Genomic DNA, 12,757 nt, shown 5'->3' with positions numbered 1-12,757 from the left:
ATTTATCCATGCGTATCGACACCATCCATGCCAACCCTGCAAGCGCAGGCACACGCCACTTCGACCCTGTCGCCGTGGAGGTCTTCACCAATCGACTGCTTGCCATCACCGAGTCCATGGCCAGCAACATGATGAGGGCGTCGTTCTCCACCCAGATCAAAGAGCGGCGGGATTTCTCCGTCGGCATGTTCGACCACCGCGGACGTCTTGTGGCCCAGGGCACCCATATTCCTGTGCACTTGGGTTCGCTGCTGGGGGCTGTTGAGGGTGTGCTAGCGCGCTATCAGACCAGCGATATCCGTGAGGGCGACGTCTATGTCTGTAACGACCCCTATGCCGCTGGCGGAACGCACCTACCCGACATCTCCATCATCACGCCGGTATTTGTGGAGGGTGACCTGGTCGCCTTTGCGGCCAACATCGGCCATCACTCTGACATAGGTGGGGCCACTCCGGGCTCCATCTCTGCACGAGCCGCCAGCATTCACGAAGAAGGTCTGCGCATCCCGGTCATCCGTGTGGCCCGTGCCCACCAAGTGGACGACGACGTCATCGCCCTGATCGCCCTGAACTCGCGGCTCTCGCAGGAGCGGTCGCTCGATCTGCGCGTTCAGATTGCGACCAATGCCAAGGGAGCCGCTGCAGCCATTGCGCTCATTCAGCGCATGGGTGGAGCCGCCGCCTTTCGGCAAGCCGTCGACGACGTACTGACGTACACAGCGCGGCGTATCGAGCACCGCATCGCCGCCCTTGCGCCGGGGCGCCATACCTTCACCACGTGGATGGATGACGATGGCACGGGGGAGGGTGCACGCGTGCCGCTGACCGCTACCATTTTCAAGGAAGGGAGCAATCTCGTGGTGGACTTCGAGGGCAGCGGCGTCCAGTCGCGCGGGGCACTGAACGTGGCCGAAAGTGCCCTGCGAGCCACTGTTTACTACTGCGTCAAGACAATGCTCGATCCGGAGTTGTTAGCCAACAGTGGGTTGTCGGAAGCCATCGTGATCCGAGCTCCCGAGGGATCCATTGTCAATCCGCGTTCCCCCGCAGCGTGCGGCGCCCGCACCATTACCTGCCAGCGGCTAGCCGGAGCCATCATCGGAGCATTCCGCACTCTGGTTCCGCGCGAACGCCTCATCGCCTCCGGCTGCGACACCATGCCATCGATCTCGTTCTCGGGGCCGCATCCCGCAAGGGGAAACCTCTTTCTGTTCGGCGAGACCCTGGGTGGCGGTGGTGGCGCGCGCGATGACGCCGATGGCATGGACGGCATTCACGTCCACATCACCAACTCGCGCAACCTGCCGACCGAAGTGCTGGAAAACGAGTTTCCGCTGCGCGTCGAACACTACGGGCTGATTGCCGATTCCGGCGGCTCAGGACGCCAGCGCGGTGGGCTCGGGATCGTGCGGGAAGTGCGCGCACTGCAGGACGGAACGGTGTACTCGGCCCGATCCGACAGTCATCACCAAGGCGCCGCCGGCGCCGAAGGGGGGGGCGAAGGAGGCAGGGGGCGCATCGTACTCAATGCCGGCGAGGGTGAGCGCGAGCAGGTCCTGTCCTCCAAAGTCACGCGCTTGGTGCTTGCTCGCGGCGAGACCGTGCGAATAGAAACGCCAGGCGGCGCGGGCTTTGGCTCGCCATCGGAGCGTGCGCTAGAGGCCCTGGCTGCTGACCTGCGTGACGGACTGGTGTCCGTGCAGGCCGCGCAGCATCACTACGGTGCCGAACGCACGCAAGCGGCGCTTGATCTATCACAGCATCGGTCCGCTCCTGCGGCTTGAGCCGGGTCAGTGCCAGCGCGGGAGCGCTCTCCCGCCTGCCGCAGCAATACGTGCAATTTCCTTTGCTTTCTCTTCAACTCCAAAAAGGATCCCATGACTTTAGCCCGTGCTTTGGTATTCAGCCTCGGTGTCGCCCTGTTCGGGCTAACAGCCTCAGCCCAGGATGCCTATCCCGACAAAGTGGTCAAGATCGTTGTGCCGTTCTCGGCGGGCGGGTCTACGGACTTGCTGGCCCGTAGTTTGGCCGACAGACTGGGCGATATCTGGAAGCAGTCAGTGATCGTCGACAACCGGGCCGGCGCAGCGGGCATCATCGGAGCCGATGCAGTCGCCAAGTCCAAGCCCGATGGCTACACCCTGTTGCTGGGCACCGTATCGACGCACGCTGTGGCGCAGACGCTCTATCCCAAACTGCCCTACAACGTCCAACGCGACTTCGTGCCGATCTCGGAGATGGTCACCATCCCCCAATTGTTGTCGGTGCATCCTTCTGTACCGGTCCATACGGTCCAAGAATTCGTGGCGTATGCGAAGGCTCGGCCTGGCGAAATCCCCTACAACGGCAGCGTGGGCACCACGCCGCACATGTCAATGGCATTGTTCGCGGCCCGAGCCGGCTTGAAGATGCTGGCGATCCCGTACCGAGGCTCGGGGCCAGCGATGAACGACCTCGTAGCGGGACAGTTGCTGGCAAGCTTCGACGTGGTGATGACCACGATGCCCTATATGAAGGCCAACAAGCTGCGTGTGCTGGGGGTAACCAGCGCCAAGCGCAGCCCCTTGCTACCGCAGGTGCCCACCATCGCAGAGTCAGGTTACCCAGGGTACGAGTCGGATGTGTGGTTCGGCTTGTTCGCGCCCGCAGGCACTCCAGCACCCATCGTCAGCAAAATCAGTAACGACATCCGCACCGTGCTTAACGAGCCCAAGATGCGCCAGAAACTTGAGGAGGCAGGGTTTTCCATTGTGACCAGCAACCCAACTCAGTTTACCGCCCGTGTGCGCGACGACATCCAGAAGTGGCGCAAGGTGATAGTCGATGCTGACATCAAGGTCGAGTAGGTAGACGCCCGCAAAGCCGTAGTGTGAAAAGTGCAAATCAACACTGCATGAAAGGACTGCCTATTCGATAGTCCCCACAAGTCCCCACAAGTCCCCACACGCCAGACAGCTCGTATCCAGACCTTTGCGGTCAGGAGGAGGACGGTTTTGCCTGTTGCTGCAGAAGCCCTCATTGCGCCTGCCCCGATCCGGGTGGAGCGGTGGCGCAGCCATGCCTGAAAAAGCCGAAGCGAGCGCGGTGCATGGCCACTTGGAAGTGGCAGCAAGGCAAGCAATCAATAACCCGCCAAAGCGGGAATTTTATCGGAGAAGTTCAGTGAACAAACATCTTTTGTGTAGCCTTGCGATCACCGCTTGCGGCGCGGCCAGCGCGCAATCATCAGTCACCCTGTTTGGGGTCGTGGACACCTACCTGCAGGTGGGCTCGGGCAGCGTGGCTGATCGCTCGCAACTCGCCTCTGGCGGCACAGGTGGATCGCGCCTGGGCTTTCGCGGCGTGGAGGACTTGGGCGGCGGTCTCTCGGCAAGCTTCTGGCTCGAAGCGGGTCTGCTCACCGACAACGGTAGCGGTGGCACGACCAGCACCAACAACCAGACAAGCGGTAGCGCTGGGGGCGGCGGTCTCACCTTCAGCAGGCGCTCCACTGTGAGCCTGTCCAACAGCCTGGGTGAATTGCGCCTGGGGCGCGACTACTCGGTGGCTTACTACAACCGCTTTGAGTTCGATCCCTTTGGCAACAGCGGTGTCGCCGCATCACAGGCGTACACCAGTGCGCTCACAGGGCCGATTCCCACACGGGTGTCCAACGGCATCATGTACTTCCTGCCTTCCAACCTCGGCGGCGTGTACGGCGTGGTGCAGTATTACCTGGGTGAAAACCTGCGCAATGCAGCGGCCACCGAAAAGGACGGCAATGGTGGCGGCCTGCGTCTGGGCTACAAGGCAGGGCCCCTGAACGTTGCTTTCTCCACCACGCGCACGCAGTACGCCTCCACCGCAGCCACGGGTGACATCACGTCCACCAATCTGGGCGGCCGCTACGACATAGGTGCGTTCACCGCCATGGGTGGGTACTACCGCGAGAAGGTTGGCACTCTCGCGGGCCTGACCGGCAAGGGCTATCAACTGGGAGGGATCTACCGGGTGGGTGCCGGTGAAATCAAGGCCCAGTGGTCCACATATAAAACTACTGCTGCGGGAACACCCCAGTCCGACAAGGTATCGCTGGGCTATGTGCACTACCTGTCCAAGCGCACCTCGTTATATGGCGCCTACGGTCACGTCAAGAACCGAGGCGGTGCCGCAGCCGCACTCAATGGCGCAGTGACGGGCGCCAATCAGGCCTCCTCTGGCTTCGACCTCGGGGTGCGCCACACATTCTGATCTTTCTGGCATCGTCCACCACAGCGCGAATCTCTCCAAGGTGATTTGGGGCCGGCGAAGCAAGCGCTGGCCCCTTTTTTTCGCTCGTGTAAAGCTACGAGGAACCTGGGATGAGACCATTGGCCCGCCTCTTGCGAGCCCTACACTGCAAGCTATCGAGGAGGGCGCCATGCCGACGCAGTTGTTGACACACCAGATGATTGAGGCGTTCCGGGCCGCTGTTATGAAGGGCGGTATCGGCGCCGCAGCCGATGCATTGGGTACCTCCCAGTCGGCAGTGAGCCGAACCATATCCGAGCTGCAGCGGGTCGTGGGATTTCAGCTGTTCGCGAAGCACGGCCGGACGGTCAAGCCAACGGAGGAGGCGCTAGCACTCATGGCCAAGGTGCAGCAGTCCTTTTTGGGGCTAGAGGATATCGCCCGCTTCTCCGAGCAACTTCGTAAGCAGCGCATGGGCCGCCTATCTATCTGTGCCATCCCCGCTTTGGGGCACTCGGTCATGCCGGATGCGATCGCGTTCCTTCGGCGCCAGCATCCAAACGTCGTGGTGAGTCTGGACATTGTTTCCTCCATCGAGGTTGTGCGCAGCGTGCGCAATCGGCAGGCAGACATCGGCTTCGGAGCACACCGTTTGGCTGTCGGCGAGGTCGAGAACGTGGCGGAGTTCACTGCGGAGTGCGTCTGCATCGCCGGGCCTGCTGAGTGGCCGGAGAGCCATCGTCCGGTGGATATGCAGCAGCTTATGGGCCGTCCCTTCGTGGCCTTAACGGGGGCAATTCAAAAGCGACTGGAAATCCTGCTCAAGGAAGCGGGAGGGGAATTGGACATCCTGTCAGAGACGTCGCAGTCCCTCACTGCCAGCGAACTTGTGATGCGTGGTTTGGGCATCTCGGTGGTTGATCCGTTCACCGGAGCCATGCATCGCAGAAAAGGAGGTTCGGCCTTGCCGTTGCAACCCGGCCTGCCCTTCAGCGTGCAAGCAATGGCATTGGGGGACACGCGGCTCAACGCACCGGCCAAAGATCTACTGCAGTACATGGCCACAGCCACCGAAAAGACCCGCGACACTTGCGCTGCGTGAATGGGTCGACGCTTTGCGTGGGATAGATGAATTCAATGTCGCGCCCTAGCATGACTGGACATCCATCAATGCCGGTACATGGTCCTGGTCCGTCTCTCCATTCATTGCTGCCCAACTGTCAGGGACTGCAGTCGCCACGGGGGATCTGAGTTTCGCAGCAGCGAGCAGATCTATTGCGCCCAGCCGTGGCGCGGTTGGAGTGGTGGCCGCGTTGTACCGGAGTTCTGTTCATCGCTCGTTTGCGGCTGCATGGCCGCATGCGGTCTACCAATGCTGCTTGCAGCCCCGCTCCCATGACTGCCTCCCTGTTTCGAAAGTTACCCGATGACCGGGTCCGTGCTCATCTGCTGAACCTGACTGTCGACGGACAAGCTATCACCGCTGAACCTGGTGACTCGGTCGCCTCGGTGCTGCTGCGGCTTGATCCCCCGATGTCAAGGACTACTCCAGTTACCGGCAGCCCGCGTGCACCCTATTGCCTGATGGGTGTGTGCTTTGAATGCCTGGCCATCGTGGATGGAGTGGCCTCCACACAGACCTGCCTCGTGGAGGTCGGTGAGGGCATGCGTGTGCAGCGTCAGAGCGGCCGCCGCGAACTGGCCGTCGAGGTGCCAGCATGCGGTGCTATGGCGACCGGTTGCGAGGTGTCGCGATGAACCGCAGCGTGGATCTCTTGATCATCGGAGCCGGCCCCGCTGGCATGTCCGCCGCTGTGCAGGCGCGGCAACTGGGCTTGGAAGTGCTAGTGGTGGATGAGCAGCCCGCCCCGGGCGGGCAGATCTGGCGTGCGGTAGAAGCGCGCGCAGAGTCTGGCATGGCCTCTCTATTGGGAGAGGAGTATGCGGCTGGCTTGCCGCTGGCGCGGGCTTTCCGTGCCAGCGGTGCGTTGTACGAACCCGCAACGCAGGTCTGGCAGATAGAACCTGGATGGAAGATTTTTATGAGCCACGCACAGAAGGCCGAATGCGTGCAGGCGGCCAGCGTGCTGTTGGCAACTGGCGCGCAGGAGCGGCCCGCGCCGTTCCCCGGCTGGACCTTGCCTGGCGTGCTCACGGTTGGTGCTGCACAGATCCTGATGAAAAATGCCCGAGAGATCCCGCAGGTGGCACCCTGGATAGCGGGCAGCGGACCGTTGGTGTTGCTATACATGGTGCAACTCCTGCGTGCTGGTGGGCGCATAGCGGGTTGGCTAGACACTACCCCCCCGGGCGCCTGGCGGCGAGGCATCGCCCATGCTGCGGGTGCTCTCGCAGCGTGGAAGGACCTGGCAAAGGGCGCGGTCTGGATGCACGAGATCCGCAGGGCAGGGTTCCCCATAGTGCGGGGCGTAACCCAGTTGCGCGCACGTGGCACGCAGCAGTTGGAGCAGCTTTCCTACAAGACGGCTTCTGGGAAGGAAGGCGCGGTGGATCTGCAACTGTTGCTAGTGCACGAGGGGGTGGTCCCCTCTGTGCACATGACGCACGCGCTTGCGTGTGAGCATGCGTGGAGCGAGTCGCAGCAGAGCCTGGTGCCTTTGCTGGACCCATGGGGAATGACCAGCAAACCCGGCATCTTCATGGCCGGCGACGGCGCGGGCATTGGCGGTGCCCGCGCGGCATGCACTCGGGGAACGCTGTCCGCTGTCGGTGCCGCACTGAACATGGGGCGGCTGGATGCGGATGCCGCCAACCGGCTGGCCACGCCGCTGCGCAGGCACCTTGCGCGGGAGATGGCGATGCGTCCTCTGCTGGATGCGATGTACCCGCCCCGAGCTGAACTGTTCTCTCCGCCAGACGACACAGTCGTCTGCCGCTGCGAAGAGCTGACGGCAGGAGATATCCGAGCAACAGTGGCCGGCGGGCGGCCGGATCCCAACCAAGCGAAGTCGCTGACGCGTGCGGGAATGGGGCCGTGCCAGGGTCGGCATTGCGGCTACACGGTGGCCCACATCCTTGCGCAGGCGCACGGCAAAACGGTGCAGGAGGTTGGGTTCCACCGCATACGTCCGCCGTTGAAGCAGTTGACACTGGGCGAGTTGGCATCGCTGGACAACGGACAGGAGGCACCATGAGCGCGCGCGTCTTCGATGTGGCTGTAATCGGTGGCGGCCTGCACGGCCTGTCTGCAGCTTTGCACCTGTGCCGGGCCGGAAAGCGTGTGGTGGTGCTGGAAAAGTCCTGGGTCGGGCGCCATGCGTCGGGCGCTACGGCCGCTGGTGTGCGCACGCTCAACCGGGATGTTGGAGAGCTCGACTTGGCCCTGGAGTCCATGGAAATGTGGCATCGCATCGCAGCGCTCGTTGGTGATGACTGCGGCTTTCATTCCAACGGCCAGATCTGTGTCGCTGACCGCCCCGAGCACTTGGCCAAACTGGAGCAGCGCGTTGCCAGCCTAGCCGCCGCTGGCTACCAACATGAAGAGATCATCGACGCCCAGGAGTTGCGGAAACTGGTACCCGCCATCAACCTCCAATGCCTGGGCGCCTCCATTTCACGCATCGATGGTGCGGCAGATCCGCACCGAACGCTTGCGGCCTTCCGCCGCAGTGCCGAATTGGCGGGCGCCGTCATCCGGCAGGGATGCGGAGTGGCAGGGATCGAACGCCGCGGACAGGACTGGGCTCTGTCTTTGCAAGGATCTGCCGTTGAGGTGGATGGAGAATCCATCGTGGTTCCCTTCATCGTGAACGCCGCAGGCGCCTGGGCAGGGCGTATCGCTGCCATGGTGGGCGACGAGATTCCCCTTGGGACCAAGGCGTCGATGATGATCGTTACCGAGCGGCTTGCACCCCTGGTCAAACCGGTGGTTTCGATCATGGGCCGCTCGCTGTCCTTCAAGCAGTCCGACCAAGGCACGTTGGTGATCGGTGGTGGCCTGCAAGGCGTCGCGGACCTGGATGCCGAGTCCGCCTCGGTGCGGATGGGCGTGCTCTCGAAGGGCGCGCGGGCTGCGACGGACGTGTTCCCAATCGTGCGCAATGTGCGCGTGGTGCGGGTCTGGTCGGGCTTGGAGGCGAAGACAGCGGACCTGCTGCCGGTGGTGTGTCCCGCGGTAAATGCTCCAGGGGTATTCCATGCATTCGGCTATTCGGGGCACGGCTTCGAGCTGGTGCCCGTGGTGGGTGCCACGCTGACCGATCTGATCACTCAGGGTCGCACACGGCGCCCCATAGCTGCGCTCGATGCGCGCAGGCTGATGGCTACTGCGGCCTGAACACTGACCTGCGCTGCTTTTTTAGTACACCGGCAGGCTTCACGAGCGGACGGTCTTCGTAACCGCAGTCGCTGAATGCCGTCCAGCCTTCAACCGATTTTTTACATAACCTGAAAAGGAAACGATTGCCATGCGAGTCAGTATCGTAGGGGCAGGTGCCATCGCCTTCGGCATGGCAGCCCTGCTGGAGGCGGCAGGCCATGAGGCCATGCTCTGGTCGCCCTCAGGTCAGCGCACTCAGGAACTGGGCGGCGGCCGCACGCTGACTGCCACGGGAGCCATCAGCGGTAGCTTCGCCCCACACGTGGCACCGTCATGCGCGCAGGCCATGGCATGGGCTCAGGTCGTGGTGTTTGCACTACCCGCCACCGGGCATCGATTCGCCTTCGACTCATGTGTACCTCACGTCCGGCCGGGACTGCCGTTCATCATCAGTTCGCATCTGTCGTTCGGCGCCCTATACCTGAATCGGCAACTTGCCGGCCGGGGCATTAGTGCCCCCATCATCGCACTGGCCAGCACTGTCTGCACCGCACGGCAGCGCAGTTCCACCGCTGTGCATGTGGGCACCATCCGCAGCAAAGTTGATATGGCGACGCTGCCTGCCCGCAGCGGGGAGGCAGGTCACCAACTCTGCACCGAGCTTTTCGGTGATCGGTTTACGCGGCGCGACGGCCTGCTCACTGTCTCACTGGGCAATGTGAATCCGCAGAACCATCTGGCGATCGCGCTGCTCAACCTGACGCGCATGGAGCATGCGCAGGCATGGAACCAGGCCGAGAACGTGACACCTGCCGTGGGCAGGCTGATCGAGTCGCTGGACGCGGAGCGTCTCGCTATCGCTGGGGCATTGGGAGTTCAGGTCAAGCCGGTTCAGGAGCAGATCGCTCAGTCCTACCAGTTGCCGCAGGCAAGCGTGGTACAGATGAACCAAGAGCGCCATCGGCAAGGCCTGGGTGTAATGGGGCCGACAACCGCTGACAGCCGCTATGTGCTTGAGGATGTGCCTTTTGGCCTAGTGCCTACGGTGCGACTGGGCCGAGCTGCCGGCGTCGAGACACGCCTGCACGAGGCCGGTGTGGCGCTACTGTGCGCTGCCTACGGGCGCGATTTCACGCAGGAGAACAACCTTCTCGTCGGGCTGGATCTCGAGCAGTTAGGCGTTGAGGCACTACGCCGACTCGCGCGCGATGGTTACTGTTGATGTTAGGAAGATGGATGGCAGCCGCGGTGGCTGCCGTCCGAGATTGCGCGCTGTGTGTGGCAGCAGGGCAGCGCAGGAGCTGCCTCTTAAGGTCGGGATCAGTCCGTCGTGATCTTGCCCTGCTTAATGACGGCGCTCCACTTGGCGTCCTGGGCCTGAATGTACTTTGCGAACTCGGCGACCGTCATGGGAGCGGGGTCTGAGGCTACGTCTGCGAACTGCTTGCGTACCTTCGGATCTGCAAGTACTGCATTGATCTCCTTGTTGAGCCGGTTGACCACGTCGGCCGGGAGCCGCGCAGGGCCTACCACGCCCGCCCAGGTCACAGCCTCCGCCGCAGGGGCACCTGCCTCTGCCAGTGTTGGAACATTGGGAAACATAGGCGAGCGCTTCGGTCCGGTAATCGCTAGCGCCCTGACACGGCCTGACTCGACATTGGGAGCCATGGTGCTGAAGTTGTCGACCATTACCTGGATATTGCCCCCCATCAAGTCGGTCTGCGCGGCAACAATGCTTTTGTAGGGCACATGCGTAGCGGCAAAGCCCATGCTCGTGCGAAACAACTCCATCACAACATGCAAGGCAGAACCGTTGCCCGATGAGCCGTAAAACAGTGCTGTGGGATTGGCTTTGCCATAGTCCGCTAGTTCTTTTACAGACTTGATGGGCAACGTCGCCGTGACCCCCAGCAGATAGGGCTGTGTCATCAGCATGGCAATGGGCGAGAAATCGCGGGTGGGGCTGTATGGCAGGGTCTTGGAGACGTTGGACGCGACGGTAAAGTTGGACAGATTGGCGGTCCCTATGGTGTAGCCATCGGGCGGTGCCTTGGCAATGGCGTCGAGGCCGATGGCCCCTGCTGCCCCCGGCTTGTTATCAACGACGATGGGCTGCCCCAGTCGTTGGGCAAGCGCCGTGGCAACGATCCGTACTGTCGTGTCGGCGCCTCCGCCGGGAGCGGCCGGAACAATGAAACGGATTGGTTTTTCCGGATATGCGGCCATTGCGGCCTGGGCGCCCGCAAGAAGGCACGCAAGCACGAGCAGGCGGGGACGGTAAATGGGGGGCAGGGAAAACATCTAAAACTCCGTAGGGTGGTTCTACGAATGTTAAGAATCGATGACGATTTGACCCATGCCTGTACAAGGATGGATCCATCCTGCAATGGCATGGATGGCCGGGATTGGGCGGGCCCTGATGGGACGACAAAAATATTGGTCGGGACACTCAGTAATGCCTCCCCAGCCTCATTTCCGCAGCCGCAAGCATCCAAGATTTTTCCCCATGGATCAATCCACCCTTGGCCAGGAAACATTGCCTAAGAATCCAACAGGGAGGTGCTCGAAGGTCCGGTCGGTCTGGCTGGGAGCTGACTAGGGAAGACCTTGACCAGAAAAGCTGAATCGCTCTACGTGAGTCGCCCCGAGCCAATTCACGAGGTCTCCCGCTCTACCGCTTCAATCGCTCAAACGCAGCAGCGATTTCCAACACCTTCGCGTCGTCGCCCGCCCGCCCCAGGAAAGACACGCCCACAGGCAGGTTGCCTGCGGCTGTGCCGGCGTTGACCGTGATCTCCGGAAAACCCGTGGTCGGCGAGATCTTGCCGGCAGCATAGGCATAGGCCTTGCAAACGAAGCTGGGGTCTGCCTTCCGCGGCACCACCGGGGCGGTGCAGGCCAGCGTGGGGTAGAACAGCGCGTCGTATCGGCCGGCGGCCATGAGCTCGCCCAGCTCACGCCGCAGAGTGGGGACCACCACGCTCAGCAGGTGGATGTATTCGGGCCCGTCCGTGGTGCGGGTGTCCAGGTTTTCCTGCAGACCCTTGAAGCGCCCGGGGTTGATGCCGCGGCTGCCCTTGTCGGTCAACGCCTCCAGCCGCACCATGAACTCGCGCAGGTCGCGCGGCTGGCCTGCGGGCAGGCCAGCCAAGTAGGCCTCGAACTGCGGGCGAAACTCTGCCAGCCCGATGGGCCCCAGCACGGCGGGTTGCAGCGTCTCGTACACCTTGGGCAGGCGGATGCGAACGATCTGCGCGCCGGCCTTTTCCATGGCGGCCACGGCGCTTTGCTGAATGGTATCGACCTCGGGGTTGCCGCCTTCGAAGTTCTCCACCACCGCGATGCGCCTGCCAGCCAGCGTGGCCGCAGCCAGGCCCGTGGCCAGCGGCTGCTGCGGGCGCACCATCCCCTTGGTGGAGGCATCGCCCTTGTCCTCGCCCTGGATGGCGTCGAGCACGATGGCTTGGTCCTGCACGCTGCGCGTGATGGCTCCAGCCGCATCGGCCGTGAGCGACATGGGGATGATGCCCGCGCGGCTGACCAGGCCCATGGTGGCGCGCATGCCCACCGTACCAGTGACGCTGGCCGGTGCCCGGATAGAGCCCGTGGTGTCGGTGCCCAGTGCAAACGGCGCGAGCCTTGCCGCCACTGCGGCGGCCGACCCGCTGCTGGACCCATCGGCCGTGCGAACAGGGTTGAAGGGGTTGAGCGTCTGACCGCCCACTGCGCTGTAGCCGTACCAGCCGTAGGACGCGGCCAGCTCCGACAGATTGGTCTTGCCCAGAAGGATAGCGCCCTGGTCCAGCAGCCGCTGCACCACGAAGGCATTGGTGGTCGGCACCGACTGCGCCAGCGCCAGCGAGCCGCCTGTGTTGGGCATGCCCACGGCGTCGAAATTGTCCTTGGCCAGGAACGGGATGCCCGCCAGGGGTGCATTGCGCGCGGCGGCTCCTTGCCGGGCGCGCTGCTGTGCATCCCACGCGCGGGCCTGCTCCAGCGCCGCGCCGTTGACGGCCAGCACCGCGCGGGTACCACCTGCGGGCCGGTCGATGGACTCGATGCGCTGCAGGTAGGCGGCCACGAGTTCGGCAGAGGTGAGAGTGCCGCTGTCCAGCGCGGCGCGCAGCTCGGGCAGGCCCATGGCGATGATGCGCTCGGCCGGCATCGCGGCGGAAGCCCAGGCGGGGAGGGCGGTGGCCAGGGCCAGCATCAGGGCATTGCGAACGGGGCGGGATGAGAGGAATGGAGGGAGGGTGTGCATGGCGGTGT

10 protein-coding genes are annotated in these 12,757 nt (G+C 63.1%); 8 read left to right on the top strand and 2 right to left on the bottom strand.

The features are described from left to right. The first annotated feature begins 8 nt into the window (after positions 1-8). The 8 genes from KW832_RS11125 to KW832_RS11090 all read left to right on the top strand — a co-directional run bounded on the left by KW832_RS11125 (position 9) and on the right by KW832_RS11090 (position 9,710). Positions 9-1,784, top strand: coding sequence for a hydantoinase B/oxoprolinase family protein (locus tag KW832_RS11125; RefSeq protein ID WP_218299937.1), 1,776 nt, complete (start codon positions 9-11; stop codon positions 1,782-1,784). 93 nt (positions 1,785-1,877) lie between these two features. Next, positions 1,878-2,846, top strand: a complete 969-nt coding sequence (locus KW832_RS11120) for a tripartite tricarboxylate transporter substrate binding protein (protein ID WP_218299936.1) — start codon at positions 1,878-1,880, stop codon at positions 2,844-2,846. Positions 2,847-3,162: 316 nt separating this feature from the next. Beyond that, positions 3,163-4,230 carry a porin gene (locus KW832_RS11115; protein WP_370628679.1) on the top strand — a complete coding sequence of 356 codons (1,068 nt, stop codon included), beginning with the start codon at positions 3,163-3,165 and terminating at the stop codon, positions 4,228-4,230. A 169-nt stretch (positions 4,231-4,399) separates the two neighbouring features. Beyond that, a complete protein-coding gene (locus KW832_RS11110) occupies positions 4,400-5,311 on the top strand; it encodes a LysR family transcriptional regulator (protein WP_218299934.1) in 912 nt (303 codons plus the stop codon). 293 nt (positions 5,312-5,604) lie between these two features. After that, positions 5,605-5,967 carry a (2Fe-2S)-binding protein gene (locus KW832_RS11105; RefSeq protein WP_218299933.1) on the top strand — a complete coding sequence of 121 codons (363 nt, stop codon included), beginning with the start codon at positions 5,605-5,607 and terminating at the stop codon, positions 5,965-5,967. After that, a complete protein-coding gene (locus KW832_RS11100) occupies positions 5,964-7,364 on the top strand; it encodes an NAD(P)/FAD-dependent oxidoreductase (RefSeq protein ID WP_218299932.1) in 1,401 nt (466 codons plus the stop codon). Before KW832_RS11105 ends, KW832_RS11100 begins: the two co-directional genes overlap by 4 nt. Next, complete coding sequence (locus tag KW832_RS11095; RefSeq protein WP_218299931.1) at positions 7,361-8,506, top strand: FAD-binding oxidoreductase; 1,146 nt, start codon at positions 7,361-7,363, stop codon at positions 8,504-8,506. The genes KW832_RS11100 and KW832_RS11095 overlap by 4 nt, the downstream gene beginning before the upstream one ends. Before the next feature lie 130 nt (positions 8,507-8,636). Continuing rightward, positions 8,637-9,710 carry an NAD/NADP-dependent octopine/nopaline dehydrogenase family protein gene (locus KW832_RS11090; protein ID WP_218299930.1) on the top strand — a complete coding sequence of 358 codons (1,074 nt, stop codon included), beginning with the start codon at positions 8,637-8,639 and terminating at the stop codon, positions 9,708-9,710. A gap of 98 nt (positions 9,711-9,808) precedes the next feature. On the opposite strand, the gene KW832_RS11085 is transcribed toward KW832_RS11090, so the two are convergent. Continuing rightward, a complete protein-coding gene (locus KW832_RS11085) occupies positions 9,809-10,789 on the bottom strand; it encodes a tripartite tricarboxylate transporter substrate binding protein (RefSeq protein ID WP_218299929.1) in 981 nt (326 codons plus the stop codon). Positions 10,790-11,159: 370 nt separating this feature from the next. Next, complete coding sequence (locus KW832_RS11080; protein ID WP_218299928.1) at positions 11,160-12,749, bottom strand: amidase; 1,590 nt, start codon at positions 12,747-12,749, stop codon at positions 11,160-11,162. Between the last annotated feature and the right edge of the window lie 8 nt (positions 12,750-12,757).

Source organism: Acidovorax sp. sif0632, from assembly GCF_019218805.1.
Classification (GTDB): domain Bacteria; phylum Pseudomonadota; class Gammaproteobacteria; order Burkholderiales; family Burkholderiaceae_C; genus Acidovorax; species Acidovorax facilis.
The sequence above is the reverse complement of the archived record's forward strand: the minus strand, read 5'-3'. Positions and strand labels throughout refer to the sequence as shown.

Excerpts from the sequence above, each read along its gene's own strand:
- KW832_RS11080 (WP_218299928.1), bottom strand. The coding sequence starts at position 12,749 with ATGCACACCCTCCCTCCATTCCTCTCATCCCGCCCCGTTCGCAATGCC.
- KW832_RS11085 (WP_218299929.1), bottom strand. The coding sequence starts at position 10,789 with ATGTTTTCCCTGCCCCCCATTTACCGTCCCCGCCTGCTCGTGCTTGCG.
- KW832_RS11125 (WP_218299937.1), top strand. The coding sequence starts at position 9 with ATGCGTATCGACACCATCCATGCCAACCCTGCAAGCGCAGGCACACGC.
- KW832_RS11095 (WP_218299931.1), top strand. The coding sequence starts at position 7,361 with ATGAGCGCGCGCGTCTTCGATGTGGCTGTAATCGGTGGCGGCCTGCAC.
- KW832_RS11090 (WP_218299930.1), top strand. The coding sequence starts at position 8,637 with ATGCGAGTCAGTATCGTAGGGGCAGGTGCCATCGCCTTCGGCATGGCA.
- KW832_RS11110 (WP_218299934.1), top strand. The coding sequence starts at position 4,400 with ATGCCGACGCAGTTGTTGACACACCAGATGATTGAGGCGTTCCGGGCC.
- KW832_RS11120 (WP_218299936.1), top strand. The coding sequence starts at position 1,878 with ATGACTTTAGCCCGTGCTTTGGTATTCAGCCTCGGTGTCGCCCTGTTC.
- KW832_RS11100 (WP_218299932.1), top strand. The coding sequence starts at position 5,964 with ATGAACCGCAGCGTGGATCTCTTGATCATCGGAGCCGGCCCCGCTGGC.
- KW832_RS11105 (WP_218299933.1), top strand. The coding sequence starts at position 5,605 with ATGACTGCCTCCCTGTTTCGAAAGTTACCCGATGACCGGGTCCGTGCT.